Genomic DNA, 23,278 nt, shown 5'->3' with positions numbered 1-23,278 from the left:
CCCGCGGAGTCATGCAGAGCGGGCCTCGCAACGGCGGAATCAGCGCAGCGTGAAGATCGTCCGGTGCCAGTCCTTCTTGATGACGCCGTCCAGCTCCACCATCACGTGCTTCACCTGGGTGTATTCCTCGAAGGAGTACGCAGACATGTCCTTTCCGAATCCGGACTGCTTGAAACCGCCATGGGGCATCTCGGAAATGATCGGGATGTGGTCGTTGACCCAGACGCAGCCTGCCTTGATCTCGCGGGTGGCGCGCATGGCTCGTTGGAGGTTGTTGGTCCAGGCTGACGCTGCGAGTCCGTAGACGGTGTCGTTGGCGAGATGGATCGCTTCGTCATCGGTGTCGAAGGGAAGAACCACCAGGACCGGGCCGAAGACCTCGTCCTTGACAATCTCCGAGTCAGGCGCCGCATCCACCACCAACGTGGGGCGGTAAAAGGCGCCGTCGGCAAGGCCCTTGCCCGTGGGAGCGTAGCCCCCGGCCACCACTTTGCTGTAGCCCCGGGCCCGCTCCACTATCCCCGCCACGTGGTCCCGTTGCTTGAAGGAGACCAGCGGGCCAAGGTCCGCGTCGGGATCCCCGGGTGCACCAAGAACGATCCCCTCGAAGTGCTCGGCGACCTTTGCCACGAACTCGTCATAAACACTGCGGTGCACAATGGCGCGGGTTGCTGCGGTGCAGTCCTGACCCGTGTTGATGAGGGAGCCGGCCACAGCGCCATGCACTGCGGCGTCCAAGGTGGCGTCGTCGAACACCACAAAAGGTGCTTTTCCGCCCAGTTCAAGGTGCACTCGCTTGGCGTTGACGGCAGCAGCTTCCAGGACCGTGCGGCCAATGCCGGTGGAGCCTGTAAAGGACACCATGTCCACGTCCGGGTGCTGCATGAGGGCGGCCCCTACAGAGGCTCCGTCACCCACCACCACGTTCACCACGCCGTCGGGCAGTCCGGCATCCGTGAGCGCCTGCGCGAACATGAGGGATGTCAGTGGTGTGATCTCGGCAGGCTTGAGGACAATGGTGTTGCCTGCGGCGATCGCGGGCAGTATCTTCCACGCCGCCATCTGCAGAGGGTAGTTCCACGGCGCAATGGACCCCACCACGCCAATCGCCTCGCGGCGGATGGAGGAGGTGTGCTGTGGCGAGTACTCAGCTGTGGCTTTGCCTTCGAGATGGCGTGAGGCTCCTGCGAAGAAGTCGATGTTGTCGATGGTGCCGGGGACGTCGAATTCGCGGGTCAACCGCAATGGTTTGCCCGTCTGTGAACTCTCCACCCGGGAGAACTCCGCGGCCCGTTCCTCCATGATCCGGGCGAACTTTTGCAAAATCCCGGCTCGTTCTCCTGCGGTAGTCCGGGACCACGCCGGGAAGGCTGAACGGGCTGCAGCCACCGCAGCCTCGAGGTCCGCCACCGAGGCGAGGCTGACGGTTTCCACCACCTCCGAAGTCGCCGGGTTGATGACGTCCAGGGTGTTTCCCGAGGTGCCGGACAGGAGTTTTCCGTTAATGAACTGATGCATGGGGTGCCGTGCTTTCCCTGCCGGGCGTCGGTGTCCGGGCAGTGATGAAGGAACGACGCCGGGTGGCGGCGTGCGTGCGGTGAAGGTGGGTTGGGTGCGTGGCAGGCTGTCAGGCCTGCGGCGCCTGCGCGCTTTCGCGTTCGGCGCTGTCCAGGATGGCTGCGAGACCGGCTTGGAAAGCTTTCAGTGAGTCGAGGGTTTGCAGTGCAGCGTGGTGCTTTTCAAGGAGCGGGTGCCCGGTAATTCGGGTGAAGACCCTGGGGTTGAGCCAGGGATCGTGGCCCTCGGAGTCCGGGAGCCGCTGGATTTCCACCGCAATGCCGGCGCCGAGCGCAAGGGTGTAGCTTTCCAAGGCGGCGTAGTAGTGCACCACGCGGTCCTCTTCGAGCCCGGCGTCGGTGAGGCATTGGAGGACGAACTCGATTGCCGTCAATTCACCGGGGCCGTAAGTGTCCGTGGCGAAGGACTCGCTGCCCAGGGAGGGGTGCTGCATGAAGACCCGGAGGAGTTCATCGAGGTACGTCTCCAGCCGGGTGCGCCAGTCCTGGTCGCGTGCCGAGGCCAGCGTTCGATCCACGGACATCATGAACAACTTGTCCAGCGCTGCCCTGACGATTGCGTCCCGGTTCCGGAAGTGGCGGTAGACGGCGGTGGCGTCTACTTCAAGTTCCTGCCCCAGTCGTCGGACGGTCAGCCGCTCACTGGGTTCCTGGCTGGAAATCCGGAGGACGGCGTCAATGATGGTAGCTGGGTCCAAGCGCGTGCGGCGGTCCGTTGACTGTGCTGGCTGCACCATCTGTTGTCCGCCTTCCATGCGATCCCCGGTTGATTATCAACCTACATGATCCATGGCCACCTCCTTTCGAGGACAAGTCAAAGTCTTTGTCAGCACTGATGTCAACACTGTTGACATTAATGTGATCCGGCTCATAGTCTGTCTCGCAGAGTTGAATTTCCCACGAAAGGACTCGATCGTGCACGCAGAGATTTTGTTGGAGAACGGATGGGTTTACACCGGCAATGACGCCGGACCCGTCCAAGCCAGCGTGGCAATAGGCGAGGGCAGGGTGATCGCCGTCGGCGGTGCTGAAGACCTCGAGGCAACGGCGACGCCGGACACTCGCCGTGTGGACCTGGAAGGGCAACTGGTGGTTCCCGGATTCCAGGACGCCCACATCCACCCCATCTTCGCAGGGATAGAGCTGCTCCAGTGCGACCTGACGGAGGTGGCCAGCGCAGAAGAAGCTGTAGAAACAGTGGCCCGCTACGCCGCGGACAACCCGGACCAACCGTGGATCGTGGGCGCAGGATGGTCCATGGACCTGTTCCACGGGGGCACCCCTGGCCGGGAGTTGCTTGATGCCGTGGTCCCGGACCGGCCCGTGTACCTCGTCAACAGGGACCACCACGGAGCTTGGGCCAACACTGCGGCGTTCAAAGCCGCCGGGATCACCAAGGACACACCTGATCCGGACGGTGGTCGGCTGGAACGCGAAGAGGACGGCACACCGGCAGGCACCGTCCACGAAGGTGCCATGGACCTCTTCAACGCGGTAAAGCCGGCAGTGCCTTACGAGTTGGCGTACCAAGGGTTGCTCGCATCCCAGAAATTGCTGCTCGCCCAAGGCATCACTGCCTGGCAGGACGCCTGGGTCCCCATCCCGGAGGGCGGACATGCCGATCACCTGGAGGTCTACCAGGACGCAGCGAAGGCAGCGGACCTCAAAGTCAGGGTCACGGCATGCCAGTGGTGGGACAGGACCGCCGGTATGTCCCAGCTGGAAGCAATCGTGGAACGCCGGAACACGGTGGCCGCAGCATTCGACCCCCTGCAGCTCAACGCCAACACGGTCAAAGTCATGGTGGACGGCGTGGCCGAGAACTACACGGCCGCCATGCACCACGTCTACCTGGACCACCACGGCCACCACACGGACAACCGCGGGATCGAGTTCTTCGAGCCAGAGCAGTTGAAGGAGTTTGTCACCGCCATAGATGCCGAGGGTATGCAGGTTCACTTCCATGCCCTTGGCGACCGCGCTGTCACGGATGCCCTGGACGCGCTGGAGGCAGCCCGGAACAGCAACGGCGCCAACGATCACCGGCACCACCTCGCCCACTTGCAGGTGGTCCGCGGCCAGGACATTCCCCGTTTCCCTGAGCTCAATGCGGCCGCCAACGTACAGGCACTGTGGGCCTGCCACGAGGAACAGATGGACACCCTGACGCTCCCGTTCCTTGAACCGGGCGCCGAGGACAGGCACTATCCCTTCGGTGAGCTGGCTTCTGCGGGCGCCCGATTGGTGGCGGGCAGCGATTGGCCGGTCTCCACTGCCGACCCCATTGCGGCCATCCATGTGGCAGTGAACCGCACAGCCCCGGGAGAAAACCTCCCCCCGCTCGGCCCGGCATCACAAAAGCTCAGCCTCAAACAGATCGTGGACGCCTACACCCACGGCACTGCTTGGATCAACCACCTGGACGCCGCAACGGGGACTGTGGAACCGGGGAAACTCGCCGACCTCGCGGTCCTGGACGTCAATCTTTTCGAGCTTCCTGTGGAGGAACTGCACCGGGGAGTGGTGACGCAGACGTGGATTGGGGGCGAGTGCGTCTATGACCGGGCGGCAGCCCAAAGCCCGGTCGCGGAGACAGCCCGCGGCCAGCAGCCGGCGGTGATGCAGTGAGGCCGCCAACAGCGGGTGGCACCATGCGCCGCAAACAGCGGACGACGCCGTCGCGAATCACCGCGGTGACCGTCACCGGCGTCGTGCTCGGCCTGTTCCTGGGCGGCTGCGGCGCGCAGCCCGCCAGCGTGACCGGCTCCGCGGGCGGTGCCAAGTACACCCTGGCCGACTCCACAGAAGCGCCCACCAAGGAGATCGACAACTTCAGCTGGGCCATGTACGCGGAGCCGTTCTCCCTGGACTACGCCTACGCCTTCGACTACCCGGACAATACCGTCCTTTCCAACGTGTGCGAATCGCTCTTCCGATGGAACGCTGACCTCTCGACCTCGCCCGGCCTGGCCACGGGAGTGGAGAATCCTGATCCCCTGACGTGGATTTACACCATCCGCCAAGGGGTGAAGTTCCACGACGGCACCGAGATGACGGCGGATGACGTCGTCGCTTCCCTGAGCCGCCACCTCGACCCGGAGGTGGGCTCGTTCTGGGCGTCGTCCTACCAAAACGTGGAGTCCATCGAGAAGACCGGCGACTACGAAGTCACGGTCACCACCACACGTCCGGACTACGTGTTCAGCTCTTCCCTGGTGGGCGCCCCGGGTGTGGTGGAGTCCGCAGCAACCCTTGAGGAAGCAGGCAAGGACTACGGCAACTCAAAAGCGGGAGTGAACTGCACGGGACCGTTCCAGTTCGATCAGTGGGAAGCGGGGGAGAGCATCACCCTCAAACGCTTCGACGACTACTGGGATCCGGACCTGAAACCCAAATCGAAGCAGGTCACGTTCACTATGCTCCCGGACGCCACCTCCCGCATCAACGCCTTCCAAACGGGCGAAATCGACGGCGGCTTCGCGATCCCGTCCAATGCGATCGACATCCTCAAAGCCAACAAGGACGCCGGGTCCCTGTACTTCGGTAATGACACCTCCGTACAGAGCATGGTCTTCACCAACCTGGCCGGGACCTTCCAGGACGTCCGGGTGCGCAAGGCACTCATGATGGCCATCAACCGGGACGCACTGATCAAGGCCGCGGAGCAGGGCTACGCCAAGAACACGGATGCACTGACCACCAGGAGCGTGTGGAAGGACGTCCCGGCTGCCACAGCTGATGAGGCCTTTGATGGGCTCCTCTCCACGCCCTATGACCTGGAAGAGGCAAAGAAGCTGGTGAAGGAAGCCGGGGCCGAAGGCAGCAAGTTCGTCTTTGCCACCGCCTCCCTGAATGCCGCGTTCGACATCACTGCACGGGCCATCGCGTCCGCAGCCAAGGAGATCGGCTTGGAACCGGAAATCCAGACCATGTCCAACGACAAATACACCACCTTGTTCTCGGACCCGGAGGCCCGCAAGAATGTGGACCTGCTGGTGACGTCCTGGTACCTCTCCAGCACCGAGCCCTTGGAAATGTACAGCGTGCTGCGGACCGGCGACTTCAGCAATTACGGCGGCTGGAGCAACGCGGAATTCGATGACCTGGTGAACTCCGCCTACAGCGTGCAGGACCCGGAGGCCCGCGGCAAACTCACCGGCCAGGCCGCAAAGCTGGCCAGCGAGGAAGTGGTCTGGGGACCGCTCTACGAAACCGTCACCTCCATGTGGCTCGGCAAACGCATCACCGGTGCGGACCCGTCCATCAATTACATGTACTACCCGTGGGCAGCCCAGATAGGAGGTCGCTGATATGACCGCTACAGAACAAGTCCAGGCTGCCAACACGCCGGGCGCTCCCAGCCACAAGCGGGACAAACGCAGGGCGGTCCGCCCGGCGGTCTACATCGTGAAGAAGCTGCTTGCCCTGGTGCTGACGTTGTTCGTTGCCTCCGTGGCCGTGTTCTTCTCCCGTTTCCTGGTCCCCGGAGACCCTGCCCGCTTCCTGCTCCGGGGACGCAGCCCCAAACCCGAGGCACTGGAAGAGATCACCCGGCAGTTCGGCTTGGATAAGCCGGCCTGGGAACAGTACCTGAACTGGCTCGGCGGCATCCTGCACGGGGACTGGGGCCGCTCACTGACCTACCGCCAGGACGTCTCCGACGTCTTGCTCGGCCGGCTGCCCACCACCCTGCAACTCGTCGCCTTGGCCGCGGTGTTCATTACTGTCCTCGGCTTGTTTGCCGGGATCGTCGCCAGCCTTAACAAGGGTTTCAGCGACCGCTTCATCCTCATCACGCTCACTGCGGCCGGGGCTGTTCCTCCGTTCGTTGCGGCCATTGCCCTGGTAGCGCTCTTCTCCGTGGGGCTGGGCTGGTTCCCCTCCTTTGGAAGCGGCGACGGCGGATGGGACCGGATCTGGCATCTCACCCTCCCGGCGCTCGCGTTGGGCATCACCTACATCGCAATGGTTGCCAGGGTGACGCGGTCCTCCATGAACGAGCAATTGCTCCGCGAACACGTGGAGGTGGCCACCAGCCGTGGACTCACCCGTGGGTCCGTGGTGGCACGCCATGTGCTGCGCAACGCCTTGGGGCCCATCCTGACCGTGAGCGGCGTGCTCGTGGCCGGACTCCTGGTCTCCAGCGCCATCATCGAGCGGACCTTCGGACTCTCCGGCATCGGGCAACTCCTGGTGCAGTCCATCGACAGGCTCGACTTCGGTGTTGTCCAAGCGATCGTCATGGTGGTGGTTGCAGCGTTCGTCCTGGTCAACACCGTGGTGGATCTCGTCCAACCCCTCATTGATCCGCGGATCGCGGCCGGAACGGAGTCCCGATGACGTTAGCCATCCAGCTGCCACAGGCGGGGCTTCGCCGTTACGGCAGCCTCTTGTCACCCATGGCGTGGGGCGCGCTTGCCGTTGCCGCCGCCGTCGTACTTCTTTCCCTGTTCGCCCCGGTCCTGGCGCCGTACGACCCGGACTATGTAGACCTCAACAACGTTTTGGCCGGTCCCAGCGGGCAGCATCTGCTGGGTACGGATGCCTTGGGCCGCGATCTCCTCAGCCGGCTCATGCACGGTGGTCGGACGTCGCTGCTGGGGCCCACCATCGTGGTGATCGGATCCACTGTCCTCGGATTGCTGCTTGGCCTGGTGGCTGGCTGGTCGGAGGGCTGGCTGGGCAAGGCTTTGGGCCGCCTTTTCGATCTCCTCTTTGCTTTTCCCGCGCTGCTCATGGCCATGCTTGCCATCGCCCTGTTCGGTAAGGGGCTCTTGGCGCCCATCCTGGCCATGACCATTGCGTACGTTCCGTACGTGGCCCGGCTCGCGCAGTCATTGGTGGTGGCCGAACGCAGCAGGCCGTACGTCCAGGCGTACAGGGTGCTCGGTTTCCGGACACCCTGGGTGGTGCTGGGACGGGTTCTCCCCAACCTCATTCCCACTGTTGGCGCTCAATCGACCCTGAATTTCGGCTATGTGCTGGCAGACCTCGCGGCGCTCTCCTTTATCGGGCTTGGGGTCCAACCGCCCACCAGCGACTGGGGCGCCATGATCGAGGAATCCCGCGGCGCCCTGCTGGGCGGCTATCTCCTGCCTGCCTTCTGGCCCGCTGTGGTGGTGGTCCTGGTGGTGGTGGCCGTCAACGTCATCGGCGAGGAAATCTCAGACCGCATCGGAGGAAAACTTTCATGAGCCAGCTCTTGCAGATTGAAAACTTTACGCTTGGGTTTCCGGGCAGGCCGCCGCTGCTGGACAGCGTTTCCCTGCACGTGAACGACGGCGAAGCGGTCGCCTTGGTGGGGGAGTCCGGCTCAGGCAAGTCCCTGACCACCCGTGCCGCGCTGGGGTTGTTTCCCGGTGGTGCACAGTCCTCCGGCGTCGTGTCCGTGAAGGGCCTCGACACCCTGACGGCCAGCAAGCAGCGGCTCATGGAGCTGCGCCGCGGACATGCGTCGATGATCTTCCAGGACCCCCGGGCAGGCATCAACCCGGTCCGGACCGTGGGGGACTTCCTCACTGAAACACTCGTGCGGTTTGACGGCCTGAGCCGCGCCGAGGCCATAGAACGCGCAGTGAAACAACTGGAGCAAGTGGGGCTTCGGCGGGCCAAGGAACTCATGGACCAGCACCCGCACCAACTTTCCGGCGGCATGCTCCAGCGCGTCATGATTGCTGCGGCCCTCCTGAACTCGCCGGACCTGTTGCTGTGCGACGAGCCCACCACCGCCCTGGATGTCACCACCCAGGCCGGGATTGTGCGGCTCCTGCGCGAAGAACAACAGTCCCGCGGGATGGGCATGCTGTTCATCACGCATGATCTCAACCTGGCTGCGGGCCTGTGTGAGCGCGTCTATGTTCTCCGTCGCGGGGAAGTGGTGGAACACGGACCAACCCAGGCTGTTTTCCTGACGCCCCAGCAGGACTACACACGGCAGTTGGTGGAGGCGACTCCTGTCATAGAGGTGGGGTCTGGCTCCGCCTTGGCTGCGCCTCCCGGGCATGAGCCGGCAGGGTCTCCTTTGCTGGAGGTCACCGGGTTGTCCAAGAGCTACCACCTGCCCGGCGGAGAAGTCATCAGCGCCTTGGAAAACGCCCATTTCAGCTTGCCTGAGGGCGGGTCCTTGGGCATCGTGGGCGAGTCCGGTTCCGGGAAGTCCACGCTCGCCAGGCTGGTGCTGGGGCTTGAAACCGCCACAGCAGGCGAACTCACCCTTCGCGGAGTCATCAGGCCACACCGGCCCCTGAAGGCATCCGAAAGGAAAGTGTTGGCCAAGGAAGTACAGATTGTTTTCCAGGATCCGTACCTGTCCTTGGATCCCCGGATCGCTGTTGGCAATGCTGTTGCCGATGTTTTCCGGCTGCACCAAAAGCAGGGACGCAAGGAAGCCAAGGACAGTGCACGCGACCTCCTGGCAAGGGTGGGGATCGGGTCCGAACGGTTCGACGCCAAGCCCCGGGCCCTCTCTGGCGGACAGCGTCAACGTGTCGCCTTGGCCAAGGCCCTTGCCGCACGACCCCGCCTGTTGGTACTGGACGAGGCCACCAGTGCGTTGGACGTCTCCGTCCAGGCCCAGGTGCTCGAACTCGTGGAGGAACTGCGTGACCAGCTTGGACTGACCATCCTGTTCGTCACCCACGACCTGGCCGTGGTGTCACGCCTCTGTTCTGAGCTCATCGTGATGCATCAGGGACGGATCGTGGAGCAGGGGCTCACGGCACGAATCCTTGAGGACCCTGGAGATGAGTACACGCGGAACCTCATCGCCTCCCGTCCCCGGCCCTTGTGGGACGTCCAACCGGTCATTGCCTGACCGGCTAAGAACATCACCATTGAAACAGGAGAACCTCCCGTGAAGACCACCGTTTTCGAACGGAATGTCCCGCAGACCGCCGTCGTATCCCACGCGCTGGAAGGTGCCGCCCATCGGCCCTTCTGGATCGACGACCTGAAGGACTCAGCTACTCATTACCCACAGCTCGACGGCGATGCTGCCGCCGACCTCGTGATCATCGGCGGCGGATACACCGGCCTGTGGACAGCACTTCGCGCCAAGGAACGTGACCCTGGCCGGACGGTGATCCTGCTGGAAGCAGAACACGTTGCCTGGGCGGCGTCCGGCCGTAATGGCGGCTTCTGCGAGGCGAGCCTCACCCACGGCCACGAGAACGGCAAGAACCGTTGGCCCGGCGAGTTGGAGATCCTGGACCGTCTGGGCATGGAGAACCTGGACCGCATGCAGGAAGCCGTGGAGAAATACGGGATGGACTGCGACTGGGAGCGGACCGGTGAGCTCAACGTTGCCGTCGAACCCCATCAGGTGGCGTGGCTCCAGGGGGACGACAGCCCCGGCAGTGTCTTCCTGGACCAGGAGGCCATCCGGGCAGAGGTCAATTCCCCTACGTACTTGGCGGGACGTTGGCACAAGGACTCCGTGGCGATGGTCCACCCGTACAAACTCGGCCTTGAACTGGCGAGGGTGGCAGCGGAGTTGGGCGTGGTGATCCACGAAGGAACGCGTGTGCGTGAACTCAAGGACCATGATTCCGGCGTCACCGTGGTCACGGAAAGAGGCAACGTAGAGGCCGGGTACGTGGTCCTTGGCACCAACGTGTTTCCGTCCCTGCTCAAGCGGAACCAGCTCATGACTGTTCCGGTGTACGACTATGCGCTCATGACCGAACCCCTGACGGCAGAACAGCTGGAGTCCATCGGGTGGAGCAAACGCCAGGGAATTGGCGATGTTGCCAACCAGTTCCACTACTACCGCATCACCAAGGACCACAGGATTCTTTTTGGCGGGTACGATGCTCTCTACTTCTGGGGCCGTCGCGTGGACCAGCGGCACGAATACCAGCCGGAGACCTGGGAGAGGATCGCCTCCCACTTCTTCACGACGTTCCCGCAGTTGGAGGGACTGAAGTTCACGCACAAGTGGGCCGGTCCCATCGACTCGAGCACGCAGTTCTGCGCGTTCTTCGGTACAGCGCGGAAAGGGCGCGTTGCGTACGCGGCTGGTTTCACGGGGCTGGGAGTGGGGGCCACAGCCTTCGCGGCGGACGTCCTCCTGGACCTGCTGGCCGGCCTCGACACCGAGCGCACCCGGGTGGAGATGGTTAGGAAACGGCCGCTTCCCTTCCCTCCCGAGCCGCTGGCCTCCCTGGGCATCAACCTGACCCGCTGGTCCATGGACAGGGCCGACCACAATCAAGGGAAACGGAACCTCATCCTCAAAGCGCTCGACGCCGTCGGGCTGGGTTTCGACTCCTGACCCTCCCAACTAAGTAACAGCACATGTCGTAATGAGTGCCCATTGCGACATGTGCTGTTACCTACTTGGGGACGTTAGCGCTTGGGGGCCGGCTTGCGTTGGGCGGACGCGCTCGACGCCGGTCGCTTGGCAGGCGTCGTTGGCGTCCGGGGTGTGGGGCGCTTCACGGCCGGGGTCTTCGTTGCGCCGGAAGTACGCGGTGCTGATTGAACCGGTCGCTTGGCCGGTGTCCCTGCGCGCGTCGCGGGTTTGCGCGGCGCGGGGGTGCGCTTTGCCGCCGTCGAAGGCCTTTCGGCAGAGGCAGCGGCACGCGAACCAAACGACGGCACCACCGCGCCGAGGAACAGCACAGCCAGTGTCCCGACCCCGGCCGCGGCAGCCAGGTAGAAGTAGATGTCGGAGTCCTGGGTGCTCCCGGCACTGCCCAAGGCGTTGGCATCCTGGTTGAAGGCGATACCCCACATCCTCAGGAACGCGATGCCGCAACCAATGAACAGGCTGGTGCCCGCCGCGCCAAGGAGGACCACGAAGTAGCGGCGGCGGTTGAAAACCTGGACGAGGGACGCCAAATAGCAGACCAGCACGGCGCCCAGGAACAGGTACAGCACCAGCTCTTCCAAGACCACGGCCGCCAGTACCAAGAGCCCGAGCGACACAAAGGCTGCCACTACCGCAAGCTTTCCACTGTTCCCCATGTGACGCATGAGGTTAATCATCGCCGACCAAGTGGCCACGCCACGCCGTCGTACATTGCAGTTGAATACCGTTCCGAGGCCCGCTCGGACAGCGCTACTTGATGACGTACCCGTGCATGATGGTCATCACGGCGTCGACGCTCTGCTCGCGGGTCCGCTCCGGGTTGTACGTCTGACGGTCCAGTCCCACCACGAAGATCGCTCCGAAGATCGCTGCCTCCAGTGAACCGCGGGCAATGGACTCGTTGACCTTGTACCCGGACGCAACGCTTTCCACGGCCGAACCAATCACGGCCAGGAGCTCAGCCCGGAGTTCGGCGAATACGGCGCTCCACTCGCCGGGCGTGCGCCAGTTTTCACTGACCCACAGGCGGGCGAAGGAGGGGTAGTCGTCCATGAATTCCATGGCCTGGCCCACCATGTTGTTCATGGATTCCAAGGGGTCGCTGGCCTGGCCGCGAACGTCCTGGAGCCGGACCAGCATGATGTCCACACCGTGCCGAAGCAGCTGGGCAATCAGGTCCGACTTACTGCCGAAGTTGTAATAGACGGTCCCCTTGGAGACACCGGCCGCGGCCGCGATCTCGTCCACTGTGACCCCCGCGGCGCCGCGCTCGCCGATCAATTCCATGGAGGCCTCGAACAGGCGCTGCTTGGTGGCGTTGGTGCGGCCGGGGCGGAGTTTCTTCTCTGCAGGACCGGTGGGGACGGGCTCGGTGGTGCTCATACTGCGATCTCCGGCTTCAGCGTCTTGAGGGTCCACACCTTGTGCTTGCGGACGGCGAGCGTGGACAACGCCATTCCCAGCAAAGTGTATCCAAGCAGGCCCAGGACAGTGGGCCAGATCATGCTGAGCTCACCTCCGTAGATCAAGTGCCGCATGCCGGTCACCACGTAGCCCATGGGCAGGACCTCGTGCACCACGTGCAGCGGCATGGGGGTGGTTTGCCACGGGAACGTTCCTCCCGAGGACACCAGCTGCAGGACCAACAGGATCAGCACCACGAACTTGCCGGGTGTCCCCATCAGCGCCACGATGCCCTGGATGATCGCGCTGAAGGCCATCACTGCGGCCAGCATGAACAGCCACATGCCGATGGGGTGTGCGGGGTTCAAGCCCAGGCCAAGGTTCACCACGAGAGTGAGGATGGTGGCCTGCAGCACCGAGACCACGAAGAACGGCAGCCAGCCTCCGACGGCGATTTTCCAGGCAGGGGCGTTCGACGCCAGGGCCCGCTGGGTGATGGGCCGCATGGCCTGGACCAACATAAACACGCCGATCCACAGTGCCAGGGTCAGGAAGAAGGGTGCCAGTCCGGCGCCGTAAGAGCCTGCCTTCGCCTGCGAGACGTTGTCCACCGCCACGGGATCAGCAATCACCTTGGACACGCTGCTCTTCTGCTCATCGTTCGGGTTGGGGATGTCTCCCGCCCCCTTGGCGAGCTCGGTGGCAAGGGTGTGTGAACCATCGGCTGCGGTCACTGCGCCGCTGGCTAGCTGGCCTGCGCCGTCGTCCAGTTGGCGGGCACCGTCGTCGAGCTTGGCCGCGCCGTCCAAAGCGGTCTGCTGTCCGGCGGCCAGTGTGGCTGCGCCGGTGTTCAGCTGTCCGGCACCTGCGGCGGCTTTCGAAATCGCGTCGGTGAGTGTTGGCGTGGCGCCGGCGAGTTTGGCAGCTCCGGCGCTCACGGCAGCAGAGCCGTCCGAGAGTTGCTGGATCTTGGCGGCGTCGCCGGAAATCTTGGCCTTCGCGTCCGTCACGGGGCTCGATGCCGCGGCGGCGTCGAAGTCCGCCAGAACCTTGGCGGCCTGCTCCTGCGTCAGCACACCGGCCGCGACCAGCCGCGCGTTGGACTCGACCACCCGGTTCCGAAGGCCTTTGTCTGCCGCTTCAAGCTGCCCGACGACGTCCTGGACTTTGGCGTTCAGCTCGGCGTTTCCGGCGGCTACTTGGGCGGCGCCGTCGGCGAGTTTCCTGGAGTCCGCAGGCAGCGTCGCCGTCTTGTTCTTCAGCTCCGTGAGGCCTGAGCTCAGCTGGCTGGCCCCGGTGTTGAGCTGGACAGCACCGTCCCGCAGTTTGGTTTGACCGGCCACGAGTTGGTCGGCGCCGGCCACCAGTTCGGTGGTGCCGCCATGGAGGGTTGTGGCGCCGTCGCTCAGCTTCGTCACGCCCGTGGCCAGTTCCGAGGCTCCGTCCGCGGCTTTGACGATGGAGGCATGGATGGTTCCGAAGCCTGTGAGGAGCTGGTTTGCCGTTTCCTCACCCACCTCCTTGGCCACTGTGGAGTGAACCGCCGTGGTGAGCTTGTCCACGATGGTGCTCAAAAGGTAGTTGTTGGCGTCGTTGGTGGTGACGTGCAGCATGGCCTGGTTGGCGGCGTCGAAGCTGCCGGGCGAGACCAGGTTGGCGGAGAAGTCCTTGGGGATGCGCAGCGCGAAGGCGTACTCACCCGTACGGACACCGGCGTCTGCATCCTCGGCGCTGGAGACCGGCTTCCAGTTAAAGACGTGTCCCTCCACCAAGCTGTCGGCCACTTTCCGGCCGGCCTGCAGTTCGGTGCCGTCCGACGACGTTGCTCCCGTGTCCTCCACTACCAGCGCGGCGTCGATCTGGTTCAGGTTGCCGTACGGATCCCAGTTCGCATAGAGGTACACGGCGCCGTACAGCAACGGGACCATCGTCAGGGCGAGGATGGTCAGCTTGGGCAGGAGCCCGCCGGTCATGCGCTTGAGTTCGGAGCGGGCGAGCCGCAGAACAGTCACTTTGCAGTCCTTTGGAGGTTTTCGGATTCGGGGTCGACGGCCACCTGGGGCGCCGCTGGAGTTTCGAGTGTTTCCGGCTCTTCAGCCACCGGCTCGGCAGCATGTTTGGCTTTAGGCTCGACGGCGGCCGCTGGCTTGGTTTCGGAGTGCGGGCCCTCAGCCTCCGGTTCGGGTGGATGCATCACGGAGTTGCCGATCACCGCGGCGGCTCCGGTCCAGTTCTCCGGGAGGGCACCGACGACGGCGACCACGGCAAGCGGCCGCCCGGCGTCGGACGCCAAAGCCTGAAGCCTGGGCAACCACGCTGCGGGATCTGCGCTGTGGCGGTCGGGGGAGTCCACCACGAGGAGGTCCGTGGCCGGATCTGCGAGGGCGAGTGCGGTCAGGAGTTCGAGCCGGCGGGTGGCGGGAATTTGTTCGATCCAGAGTCCCGCGATGTCCTCGAAGCTGTTGACCTTCAGCCACGGCTTGCTCAGCAACGCGCCGCGGTAGCGGCGGGGGATGAGGGAGAGGTCTTCGGTGACGAGGTCACGGACGCTGAGGTGCTGCTCGGGTTCGTTGACGCCGGGGGAGTCCACCAAGGCGCTGGCGAGCCGGATCTTCTTGGTTTTAGTGGTGGTGTCCCAGCTGAGGACGCCGTTGCTGGGCTTCATGCGGCCGCTCAGGGCCAACGCCAAAGCGGTCCGCTGGTCCTGGCCCTCTCCGGCAACGAGCAGAAGTTCGCCGCGGCGGACCTGAAGTGACGTTGCCGGCAGGAGATCGTCCCGGCGGCCGTTGATCTGGAGTTGCTGTACGGACAGCACAATGAAGCCTTTCGCAGAAATGGTGTCTGCTGAAAGTCTAACTAAACTGACTGGTCAGTTCAAATAGAGATTTAGAGTCCGTACTTTTCCAGGAGCCGCAGCCATACTTCGCTGATGGTCGGATATGAAGGAACGGCGTGCCAGAGGCGGTCCAACTTCACCTCGCCCACGATCGCGATGGTGGCTGAGTGCAGGAGTTCTGCAACGCCTGGGCCCACGAAGGTGGCGCCGATGATCACCTGCCGATCCTCATCCACCACGATCTGGGCCCAGCCCTTGTAGTCGGGGGAGTGCAGTTGGGAACCGGACACGTTGATGGGTAGTTCCACGCCAGTGACGTTCCTTCCCTGCAAGAGGGCCTGCTCCAGGCTGGGCCCCACGGAGGCAACCTCGGGGTCGGTGAACACCACGCTCGGCACGGCATGATCGTCGGCAGTATGGGCCCACGGGCTCCACGGTTTCGGTGTGCCCTGGAGCTTGCCGTTGGCCCTTGCCACGATCGCGTCACCGGTAGCACGGGCCTCGTACTTGCCCTGGTGGGTCAAAAGGACCTTGCCCGCGGCATCCCCCGCGGCATACAGCCAGAGTCCGCTGGTGCCATCGCTGGCTGGGCCCTCAACCAGGCCGCTGGCATCGGTCGTGACGCGGAGCGGCTTGCCGTTCCGGGGCTCGACGCCAACATTCTCCAAGCCCAGATTGGCCAGTGCGGGGTGCCTGCCTGAGGCCACCAACAGTTTGTCAGCGGTGACAGTTTTGCCGTCGAACGCGACTGTCACTGTGCCGTCGTCGTTCTTCTGTGTTCTCTCCACATCGGTGTGGACGTGAACGGTGACGCCGTCGGCGCGGAGTCCGGCCATCACCAGGGTGGCCGCCTCTTCCGGATAGCTGCTCAACAAACGACCGCGGGCAATCAGGGTCACGTCCGAGCCGAGCCGGGCGAATGCCTGCGCCATCTCCACGCCCGCTACGCCGCCGCCGAGCACGGTAAAGCGCCTGGGAATTTCCTTCGCTGCCGTGGCTCCGCGGGTGGTCCAGAACGGGACATCTTTCAAGCCCTCAATGTCCGGGATGGTGGGGGTGGAGCCGGTCGCGACCACCACGGCATGGTGTGCCTTGAGCGCGTAACTGTTACCGTCGAGGCCATCCACCTGGACCTCGCGCGGGCCCGTGATGCGGCCGCGGCCACGGATGAGCTCGATGCCCGCGCTGTCCAGCCACTCCACCTGGCTGCCGTCCTGCCAGTTGTTGGTGAACCAATCCCTGTTCTTCAGCGCAGCTTGGGCGTCAACCACTCCAGTAACAGCCTCGCTCGCGCCGGGCACCACCTGGGCAGCGTGGAGCACGTTCCCGGGACGAAGAAGTGCCTTGGAAGGGATGCAGGCCCAATAGGAGCACTCGCCGCCCACCAACTCGCTCTCGATAATCACCGCCGTAAGGCCGCCGCGAACCACCCGGTCCGCCACGTTTTCCCCTACGGCGCCCGCGCCGATCACGATTACATCGAATTCCCGGGAGGTCTCGGCAGTCATGGGAGAAGCCTACAACCGGCACCTGTACGTTGTGGGGCCCGCTCTGCGCGCCAGCGCCGGATTTTGGGGCGCAAAAGGGCCCAGCCAGGCGGCCACACTGTCCATATTTCGAGATGCACATCTCATATTGTGGGATTGGTGGCTAGGCTGCTTCGCATGGGAGAAGATTTGAGGCCTTTCGTCGATTGGGACTGGTGCAAGGAGAACGCTGGAAAAGTCGTTCTTGCCGATTCCCGCTGGTATCTGGACGGATCCTCCGGGAAGGACGCCTATGACCGCGGCCATCTTCCTGGTGCTGTTTTCATGGACCTTGACCAATGGTTGTCCGGGCCGGCGTCTCCTGAAGCCGGGAGGAACCCGTTGCCCGACCCCAACGTGTTTGCCGAAGGCATGCGGCGTGCAGGGATCAACGACTCGGACACGGTGATCGCCTACGACGACGCCGGCGGAGTCATCGCGGCCAGACTCGTGTGGATGCTCCGGTCGACAGGACACAACGCAGCGATACTGAACGGCGGCATGGCCGCTTACCAAGGCGAACTCACCACGCAGGCACCTTCACCACGGATGGGGGACTTTTCGGCCCAGACCTGGCCAGCGCAACTACTGGCGGATATCTCCGAGGCCTCGTCTGCCACGTACCTGAGAGTGGATGCGAGGAACCGTGACCGCTTCCATGGACTCCAGGATCCCGTGGATCCCCGTCCCGGACACATCCCCGGTGCCGTGAATGTTCCGTGCCGCGGGAACCTCGACTCCACGGGACACTTGATCCCGGACCTGCAGGTTCGCGCGAACTTCGAGCTTGCCGGCGTTCTGTCCGCAGAGGGCGTGGTCTCCTACTGCGGCTCTGGAGTAACGGCCTGCCATAACCTGCTGGCCATGGAGCATGTGGGTATGGGCCATGGGAGGCTGTTCGTCGGCGGGTGGTCCCAGTACTCCCGTGCGCAGGAGATGCCAGAGGCGACGCTGTCACCGGGGTTGTGAGGCCTGCTTTGCTGGCCCGGCGCGGATTTTGAGGTGCGGAGCGGGCCTCGCAACGCTGCGAATCACGCGTGCATTGCGCCTTTGAACCAGCCCGTGATGGTGGCCGGGTGCGTGATGGCGGTGCCCACCACCGCGGCGAACGCCCCGGCGTCAAGGGCTTGCCGTGCGTGCGCAGGGGTATGGATGCGGCCCTCTGCGATGAGTGGCTTGCCCAGTTGGGCGGACGCGATCTGCTCCAGGAGCTCCAGGTCCGGGCCGTCAGTCTTGGGGCGCTCGCCGGTGTAGCCGGACAATGTAGTGCCGATCAGGTCAGCACCCGCCTCGACGGCGGCAACAGCGTCGTCGAAGGAACCGCAATCAGCCATGACCAGTGCGTGTGATTCCGCGTGGAGACCAGCCACCGTTTCGCCCAGGGAAAGCCCATCCGGGCGGGCCCTCCGCGTTCCGTCAATCGCCACAACGTGCGCACCGGCATTCGCTACCGCCAAGGCGTGGCGCAGCGTGGGTGTGATGAAGACGCCATCGTGGCCGTCTTTCCACAGGCCAATGACAGGAACCTCGACGGCGGCGCGCGTGAACTGCACGTCGGCCAACCCTTGGACGCGGATCGCCGCAGCGCCTCCGCTGACAGCCGAGGCCGCCACCTGGGCGGTGGTCCGGGGATCGCGCATGGGCTCGCCGGGGTAGGCCTGGCACGAGACGATCAGTTGTGAGCGGAGGGCCTCGAGGCCTTCGGTGGTGAGAATCATGGGATCTCCCTTTACTTAGGGCCTGGTAGGACGAGTTTCGCGGCGCCAACAATCGCCGCCGTGTTGCCAAGTGTTGCCCGGAGGACAGGGATGGCAGCCAAGGGAGCCAGGAGTTCTTCCCGGAGTGCCGTTTCCATGGGCTTCCACCACAGTTCACCGGCATCGGCAAGGCCGCCGGAGATCACCACGGTTTCAGGATCAAGGATGTTGATAAGGCCGCCCACTGCCTGTCCAGCAGCGGCTGCGCCAATGTCGACAGCACGCAAAGCCGCGGCGCGGCTGTCCGCAGAGCCTGCGGCAGCACCGCCGTCGTGGGCTTCAGCAGCGGCCAGCGCAAACACGCCCCGCGCGTCCAATGCCTCCCGTGCAGAACCGCCACAGCGAAGAAACGCCTCAAAAAGAGCGGGCCCGGAAGCCACAGCCTCAACGTGCCCGGAACCACCGCACACGCACGGCAGTGGAACACCGTCGGAGTAGGCATAGGGAGAAGCGAAATGCCCCACATGCCCACCCACAAAACGGTGACCCACTACAGGAACGCCGTTCAGGACAAAACTCCCGCCAACTCCTGTTCCGAACGCCACCATGAGTGAACTCGATGATCCGGCGGCGGCGCCAAGCCAAGCTTCTCCGAGCGCGTGTGCGTGGACGTCGTTGACGGCGCGGACGGCCGGGGCAGGAAGCGAAAGACGCGCGGCAAGCCCCGAAACAAGCGCAGTCCCGGCCCAACCATGAATCGCATCGGTCGCGGAGACCACCACCCCTGAAGACGCGTCTATCACACCGGCGGAGCCGATGCCGACGCCGGAAACCGACATGCCGGCGTCGGCAGCGCGCTCCACCAAGCCCGCGATCAGCGCAGCGGTGGCGTCCAAAATTGCTTCGCCACCGGCCCGGTTCAACGTAGGAATGATCTCCGACATCAACACGTCGCCGGAAGGCGTGACAACTCCGGCGGCGGTTTTGGTGCCGCCGAGGTCAACGCCGATCACGTGGTTCATGGAAGGGGTCATCGAAGCTTAGACCAGCCCGTTCCGCTCCAGGATTGAACGAATGAGAGCAGTCTCGGAGTCATCCAAGGAAAGCATCGGCGAGCTCATGGTGTTGGATTCGATGACGCCCATTACCTGCAGTGCGGTCTTGAAGGCGCCCAGGCCCGCAGCACCACCGGAAACGCGGCCGTTGGGGGCGTAGACGATCTCGAAGACGTCGGCCAGGCGGTCCTGCTCCCTTGCCGCGAGAGCCCAGTCACCGGCCTGGGCGGCGTCGAACAGGCGGCGGTAGCCGGCCGGATCAACGTTGCCGAGGCCCGGAACAACACCCTGCGCGCCGCCGAGGAGAGCGCCGTCCACCACAACTTCGTGACCCGTGAAGATGTCGAAGTTGGGGATGTCCTTGGCCGCGAGGAGGAGTTGGCGGAAGGAGACGTCGTCGCCGGAAGAGTCCTTGACGCCGGCAAGGACGCCGTCGCGGCCGAGCCGGACCAGCAGGTCGGTGGGCAGCTTGAAGTGCGTGCGGACAGGAACGTCGTAGGCGAAGATCGGCTTTTCGATGGCCGCGTGGATGCTGCGGAAGTGCGTTTCGGTCTCCGCGGCGTTGCCGATTGCGTAGTACATGGAGGTGACCACGATCGCGTCAGCGCCGAGGTCAACCACCTTGCGGGCTTCCTCGATGACGCGGGTGGTGGTCTGCTCGTTGGCACCCACGATCAGCGGGACCGCCCCGGCATTGGCGTCGGCGATGGTGGAGACCACCAGCTCACGCTCGTCGTTGGTCAGGTAGGGGACTTCGCCGGAGGAGCCCAGGACGAAAAGGCCGGACACACCGCCGTCGATCAGGTGCTTGGTGACGTTCTTCAGCGACGCGGTGTCGATGCTGCCGTCTGCGTGGCGGGGGGTGATGACCGGGGGGATGACGCCCTGGAACTGAGTGGACACAGAATTCTCCGTTGTTTGTAGCTTGTGAAAGGAAAAACTAGATGTGGAGCAGGCTCGGCGCGGCACCCAGCAGCTTCTTGGTGTAGTCGTTGCTCGGGTTGTCGAAGACCTGGCTGGCTGTGCCTTGCTCGACGATCTTGCCGAAGTACATGACGCAGATCCGGTCCGAGACGTAGCGGACGGTCTGGATGTCGTGCGAGATGAACACCATGCCGAGGTTGAGCTGCTTCTTCAGGTCGGACAGCAGGTTCAGGACCTGCGCCCGGACGGAAACGTCCAGGGCCGACGTCGGCTCGTCCGCCACGATGATGTCCGGGTCCAAGGCCAGCGCCCGGGCAATCGCCACGCGCTGGCGTTGACCTCCGGAAACTTGCGACGGCGTCACTTCGGCTGCCGATTGCGGCAAGCCCACCAGCGCCAACAGTTCCTTGACCTTGGCAGCACGGGATGACGCGTTGCCGATGCCATGGATCTGCAGGGGATCCGTCAGGATGTCCAGGATGGTCATGCGCGGGTTCAGTGCCGTTGCCGGGTCCTGGAAGACCACGGAGACCGAACGGCCGAATTCCTTGCGCATGGCCGCGTTCCGCTTGATGGCCGGCTTTCCGTGGAAAAGGACCTTGCCCGACGTCGGCGGTTGAAGTCCCACAAGCACTGACGCGAGTGTGGACTTGCCGCAGCCGGACTCACCAACGATGCCCACGGTTTCGCCGCGGCTGATGGTGAAGTCCACGCCGTCCACCGCTTTGACGATGTTCGGACGGAACAGGCCACCAGTCCGTGCGTGGTGATAGACCTTGACTTCCTTGAGCTCAATGACCGGTTTTGATTCTTGGTGAATTGATTGGCTCATTTCGCGTCCTCCTTCAAATGGCTCGCCCAGTAGTGGTCGGCGTCACCGCCGTTGACGGAGTCAACCGAAGAAACCGTGGTGAGGACCAGCTTCTGGTGGGGATCGGCGTCGGGCCTCAGTGAGCGGGCCGCGAAGCGGTCTCCCGTGGCAAAGTCCCGAGGTGACGGCACCGTGCCCGGAATCTGGTGGAGACGGACGGCGTCGGCCTCAATGGAGAGGACAGCACCCAGCAGGCCACGGGTGTACTCATGCTTGGGGTTCTGCAGGAGCTCGGAGGCCTGTGCGGACTCCACCACCTGGCCCGCGTACATCACCGTGATGCGGTGCGCCAGGGAAGCAACCAAGGCGAGGTCATGGCTGACGAACACCATCGCGAAGCCGAGCTGTTCGCGGAGCTCGTTGAGGAGGTCCACCACCTGTTTCTGGACAGTGACGTCAAGGGCGGTGGTGGGCTCGTCGGCTACAACGATCTTCGGTGAACGCGACAACGCCATGGCGATCAGCACGCGTTGGCGCTGGCCGCCGGAGAGCTCGTGCGGGTAGCTGGCGAGGGTCCGGACGGGATCCAGTTTCACCATCTCCAAGAGCTCGGTGGGAGTCTTGCGGCCGCCGCGCTTGGTGAGCTGTTCCAGCTGGTCCTTGATCTTCATGGACGGGTTCAGCGAGCTCAGCGCGTCCTGGTAGACCATGGCGATCTGCTCGCCGCGAAGGCCTTCGTACGCCTTGGGGTTGCTGTGTTCGGTGGTGGAGTCCAGGAGTTCCTTGCCATCGAAGGTGATGGACCCGGTGACTTGGGCGGTCTTGGGCAGGAGCCCCATCACAGCAAGTGAGGTGATGGACTTGCCACAACCGGATTCGCCTACCAAGCCCATGGTCTCACCTTCGCGGACCGTGAAAGAGACGTTGTCCACGATTGCGATGTCGCCGAAGCGGCTTGGGAAACGGATGGACAGGTTCTTCACTTCGAGGACATTGCGGGCTCCTGGGGAGACCTGCGGGAGCCGGTCGGTGCGCTTCGCCTCGATGGCTGCCAGGAGCTCCAGTTCGCGGTCCAGGAGGAGGTGCGGGTTGGCGGCTGCCAGCCTCACGTCGGTGAGGACGGCCGCAGTCTCGACACCGGAGGTGACGGTGTCGCTGGAAGCCGCACGAACGCCGTCGAGCTCGTGTTGCTCAACCACGGACGGCTGGGCCACCGAGGTTGCTACCTCAGCGTCGACAGCAACGGCGGCTGAAGCACCGTCGTCGTCCTTCACCACCGGCGCGCGCCGAAGCTTCGGGTTCACCATGGCGTCGGTGAGGCCCTCAGCCAGGATGTTCAGGGACAACACGGTCAGCAGGATGGTCAGACCCGCGAAGGTGGTAGCCCACCAACCGCCGGAGAGGACCAGGTTGCGGCCATAGGAAATCACATTTCCCCAGGACGGCGCGGGATCCTGGACGCCGGCCCCCAGGAAGGAAAGCGAGGCTTCCAGGATGATGGCGTCAGCCACCATGACCGTTGCGAACACCAGCACTGGAGCCGCGGTGTTGCGGACGATGTGCTTGACCAGGATGTAGAAACGTCCGGCGCCGATCACGCGTTCAGCACGGACGTAGTCTTCGCCGTACTGTGCCAGCACGTTGGCGCGGACTACGCGGGCAAGCTGCGGTGTGTAGATGATGGCGATGGCAATGATGATGGTGGGGACCGAGTTGCCGAACGCGGCCAGCAACACAGCTGCGAGAGCGATACCCGGGAACGCCATGAGGATGTCCATGAGCCGCATGATGATCTCGTTGACGGACTTGCTGGAGGTCGCGGCGAAGGAACCAAGGAGCGCTCCGGCAAGGATGGCCAACGCAACCGCCCCGAGGCCGATCATCAGCGAGGACTGTGCGCCGAAGAGGAGGCGCGAGAAGATGTCGCGGCCCAGGCGGTCCGTGCCGAAGAAGTGCTCGGCGCCGGGCGGGGTGGCCGGGATGAAGGTCTCCAGTGGATCGTGCGGGGCGATGACCGGCGCGAAAATGGCGGCCAGGACAATCACGATGAGGAAGAGCAGGGCGATACGCGAGCCCCAGGGCAGGGCCTTGAAACGAATGCCCGGGGCACTTAGCCGTTCTGCGAGCTTGCTGCGCAT

19 protein-coding genes are annotated in these 23,278 nt (G+C 64.1%); 7 read left to right on the top strand and 12 right to left on the bottom strand.

All coding sequences use genetic code 11. The annotated features are described in order from the left end of the window. Positions 1-39: 39 nt before the first annotated feature. Together WBN73_RS12595 and WBN73_RS12590 are read right to left on the bottom strand one after the other, a co-directional pair. Entirely contained in the window at positions 40-1,518 is a 1,479-nt protein-coding gene (locus WBN73_RS12595) for a gamma-aminobutyraldehyde dehydrogenase (RefSeq protein WP_337340413.1), read from the bottom strand. Between the two features lie 109 nt (positions 1,519-1,627). After that, on the bottom strand, positions 1,628-2,314 hold the full coding sequence (locus tag WBN73_RS12590) for a TetR/AcrR family transcriptional regulator (protein WP_242703528.1): 687 nt from the start codon (positions 2,312-2,314) through the stop codon (positions 1,628-1,630). A gap of 178 nt (positions 2,315-2,492) precedes the next feature. Between WBN73_RS12590 and WBN73_RS12585 the strand changes: the two genes are divergently transcribed. Genes WBN73_RS12585 through WBN73_RS12560 form a run of 6 tightly spaced genes read left to right on the top strand, consistent with a single transcriptional unit; the run spans position 2,493 to position 10,848 of the window. Then, positions 2,493-4,205, top strand: coding sequence for an amidohydrolase (locus WBN73_RS12585; RefSeq protein WP_337340412.1), 1,713 nt, complete (start codon positions 2,493-2,495; stop codon positions 4,203-4,205). A gap of 23 nt (positions 4,206-4,228) precedes the next feature. Further along, positions 4,229-5,887 (top strand): ABC transporter substrate-binding protein, encoded by a 1,659-nt coding sequence (locus tag WBN73_RS12580; RefSeq protein ID WP_337340411.1) that lies wholly within the window; start codon positions 4,229-4,231, stop codon positions 5,885-5,887. A 1-nt stretch (position 5,888) separates the two neighbouring features. Next, the gene (locus tag WBN73_RS12575; protein ID WP_337340410.1) at positions 5,889-6,917 is read left to right on the top strand and encodes an ABC transporter permease; all 1,029 of its coding nucleotides are present in this window, start codon (positions 5,889-5,891) and stop codon (positions 6,915-6,917) included. Continuing rightward, a complete protein-coding gene (locus WBN73_RS12570) occupies positions 6,914-7,771 on the top strand; it encodes an ABC transporter permease (protein WP_337340409.1) in 858 nt (285 codons plus the stop codon). The genes WBN73_RS12575 and WBN73_RS12570 overlap by 4 nt, the downstream gene beginning before the upstream one ends. Then, entirely contained in the window at positions 7,768-9,390 is a 1,623-nt protein-coding gene (gene nikE, locus WBN73_RS12565) for an ABC transporter ATP-binding protein (RefSeq protein WP_280626764.1), read from the top strand. The genes WBN73_RS12570 and nikE overlap by 4 nt, the downstream gene beginning before the upstream one ends. A 39-nt stretch (positions 9,391-9,429) precedes the next feature. Next, positions 9,430-10,848: an NAD(P)/FAD-dependent oxidoreductase gene (locus WBN73_RS12560; protein WP_280626766.1), complete on the top strand. Its 1,419-nt coding sequence runs from the start codon at positions 9,430-9,432 to the stop codon at positions 10,846-10,848. 74 nt (positions 10,849-10,922) lie between these two features. On the opposite strand, the gene WBN73_RS12555 is transcribed toward WBN73_RS12560, so the two are convergent. The 5 genes from WBN73_RS12555 to WBN73_RS12535 all read right to left on the bottom strand — a co-directional run bounded on the left by WBN73_RS12555 (position 10,923) and on the right by WBN73_RS12535 (position 16,635). Next, a complete protein-coding gene (locus tag WBN73_RS12555; protein ID WP_337340408.1) occupies positions 10,923-11,543 on the bottom strand; it encodes a hypothetical protein in 621 nt (206 codons plus the stop codon). A 94-nt stretch (positions 11,544-11,637) separates the two neighbouring features. After that, entirely contained in the window at positions 11,638-12,270 is a 633-nt protein-coding gene (locus tag WBN73_RS12550; RefSeq protein ID WP_207596309.1) for a TetR/AcrR family transcriptional regulator, read from the bottom strand. Further along, entirely contained in the window at positions 12,267-14,303 is a 2,037-nt protein-coding gene (locus tag WBN73_RS12545) for a YhgE/Pip domain-containing protein (protein WP_337340407.1), read from the bottom strand. Before WBN73_RS12545 ends, WBN73_RS12550 begins: the two co-directional genes overlap by 4 nt. Then, the gene (locus tag WBN73_RS12540; protein WP_280626771.1) at positions 14,300-15,106 is read right to left on the bottom strand and encodes an ABC transporter ATP-binding protein; all 807 of its coding nucleotides are present in this window, start codon (positions 15,104-15,106) and stop codon (positions 14,300-14,302) included. Before WBN73_RS12540 ends, WBN73_RS12545 begins: the two co-directional genes overlap by 4 nt. Before the next feature lie 71 nt (positions 15,107-15,177). Then, a complete protein-coding gene (locus WBN73_RS12535) occupies positions 15,178-16,635 on the bottom strand; it encodes a dihydrolipoyl dehydrogenase family protein (RefSeq protein WP_337340406.1) in 1,458 nt (485 codons plus the stop codon). Positions 16,636-16,791: 156 nt separating this feature from the next. Between WBN73_RS12535 and WBN73_RS12530 the strand changes: the two genes are divergently transcribed. After that, positions 16,792-17,622 (top strand): sulfurtransferase, encoded by an 831-nt coding sequence (locus WBN73_RS12530; protein WP_337340405.1) that lies wholly within the window; start codon positions 16,792-16,794, stop codon positions 17,620-17,622. Positions 17,623-17,684: 62 nt separating this feature from the next. Here WBN73_RS12530 and WBN73_RS12525 read toward each other — a convergent pair whose 3' ends face one another. From WBN73_RS12525 to WBN73_RS12505, 5 genes are read right to left on the bottom strand one after another with little or no spacing between them, the layout of a single operon-like run. Then, positions 17,685-18,371 (bottom strand): N-acetylmannosamine-6-phosphate 2-epimerase, encoded by a 687-nt coding sequence (locus WBN73_RS12525; protein ID WP_207596318.1) that lies wholly within the window; start codon positions 18,369-18,371, stop codon positions 17,685-17,687. A gap of 11 nt (positions 18,372-18,382) precedes the next feature. After that, the gene (locus WBN73_RS12520) at positions 18,383-19,372 is read right to left on the bottom strand and encodes an ROK family protein (protein WP_337340511.1); all 990 of its coding nucleotides are present in this window, start codon (positions 19,370-19,372) and stop codon (positions 18,383-18,385) included. 18 nt (positions 19,373-19,390) lie between these two features. Further along, entirely contained in the window at positions 19,391-20,308 is a 918-nt protein-coding gene (locus WBN73_RS12515; RefSeq protein ID WP_337340404.1) for a dihydrodipicolinate synthase family protein, read from the bottom strand. A gap of 37 nt (positions 20,309-20,345) precedes the next feature. Next, complete coding sequence (locus tag WBN73_RS12510) at positions 20,346-21,161, bottom strand: ABC transporter ATP-binding protein (protein ID WP_337340403.1); 816 nt, start codon at positions 21,159-21,161, stop codon at positions 20,346-20,348. Continuing rightward, entirely contained in the window at positions 21,158-23,278 is a 2,121-nt protein-coding gene (locus tag WBN73_RS12505) for a dipeptide/oligopeptide/nickel ABC transporter permease/ATP-binding protein (RefSeq protein WP_280626784.1), read from the bottom strand. The genes WBN73_RS12510 and WBN73_RS12505 overlap by 4 nt, the downstream gene beginning before the upstream one ends.

Origin of the sequence: Paenarthrobacter sp. CCNWLY172 (assembly GCF_037402035.1) — a bacterium.
Lineage (GTDB): Bacteria > Actinomycetota > Actinomycetes > Actinomycetales > Micrococcaceae > Arthrobacter.
This window is presented reverse-complemented; position numbering and strand designations above follow the sequence as displayed.

What these genes read in the sequence shown, in the direction of transcription:
- WBN73_RS12530 (WP_337340405.1), top strand. Translation starts at nt 16,792, where the DNA reads ATGGGAGAAGATTTGAGGCCTTTCGTCGATTGGGACTGGTGCAAGGAG.
- WBN73_RS12555 (WP_337340408.1), bottom strand. Translation starts at nt 11,543, where the DNA reads ATGGGGAACAGTGGAAAGCTTGCGGTAGTGGCAGCCTTTGTGTCGCTC.
- WBN73_RS12590 (WP_242703528.1), bottom strand. Translation starts at nt 2,314, where the DNA reads ATGGTGCAGCCAGCACAGTCAACGGACCGCCGCACGCGCTTGGACCCA.
- WBN73_RS12520 (WP_337340511.1), bottom strand. Translation starts at nt 19,372, where the DNA reads ATGAACCACGTGATCGGCGTTGACCTCGGCGGCACCAAAACCGCCGCC.
- WBN73_RS12550 (WP_207596309.1), bottom strand. Translation starts at nt 12,270, where the DNA reads ATGAGCACCACCGAGCCCGTCCCCACCGGTCCTGCAGAGAAGAAACTC.
- WBN73_RS12525 (WP_207596318.1), bottom strand. Translation starts at nt 18,371, where the DNA reads ATGATTCTCACCACCGAAGGCCTCGAGGCCCTCCGCTCACAACTGATC.
- WBN73_RS12570 (WP_337340409.1), top strand. Translation starts at nt 6,914, where the DNA reads ATGACGTTAGCCATCCAGCTGCCACAGGCGGGGCTTCGCCGTTACGGC.
- WBN73_RS12535 (WP_337340406.1), bottom strand. Translation starts at nt 16,635, where the DNA reads ATGACTGCCGAGACCTCCCGGGAATTCGATGTAATCGTGATCGGCGCG.
- WBN73_RS12505 (WP_280626784.1), bottom strand. Translation starts at nt 23,278, where the DNA reads ATGCGCAGCAAGCTCGCAGAACGGCTAAGTGCCCCGGGCATTCGTTTC.
- WBN73_RS12510 (WP_337340403.1), bottom strand. Translation starts at nt 21,161, where the DNA reads ATGAGCCAATCAATTCACCAAGAATCAAAACCGGTCATTGAGCTCAAG.
- WBN73_RS12580 (WP_337340411.1), top strand. Translation starts at nt 4,229, where the DNA reads ATGCGCCGCAAACAGCGGACGACGCCGTCGCGAATCACCGCGGTGACC.
- nikE (WP_280626764.1), top strand. Translation starts at nt 7,768, where the DNA reads ATGAGCCAGCTCTTGCAGATTGAAAACTTTACGCTTGGGTTTCCGGGC.
- WBN73_RS12575 (WP_337340410.1), top strand. Translation starts at nt 5,889, where the DNA reads ATGACCGCTACAGAACAAGTCCAGGCTGCCAACACGCCGGGCGCTCCC.
- WBN73_RS12595 (WP_337340413.1), bottom strand. Translation starts at nt 1,518, where the DNA reads ATGCATCAGTTCATTAACGGAAAACTCCTGTCCGGCACCTCGGGAAAC.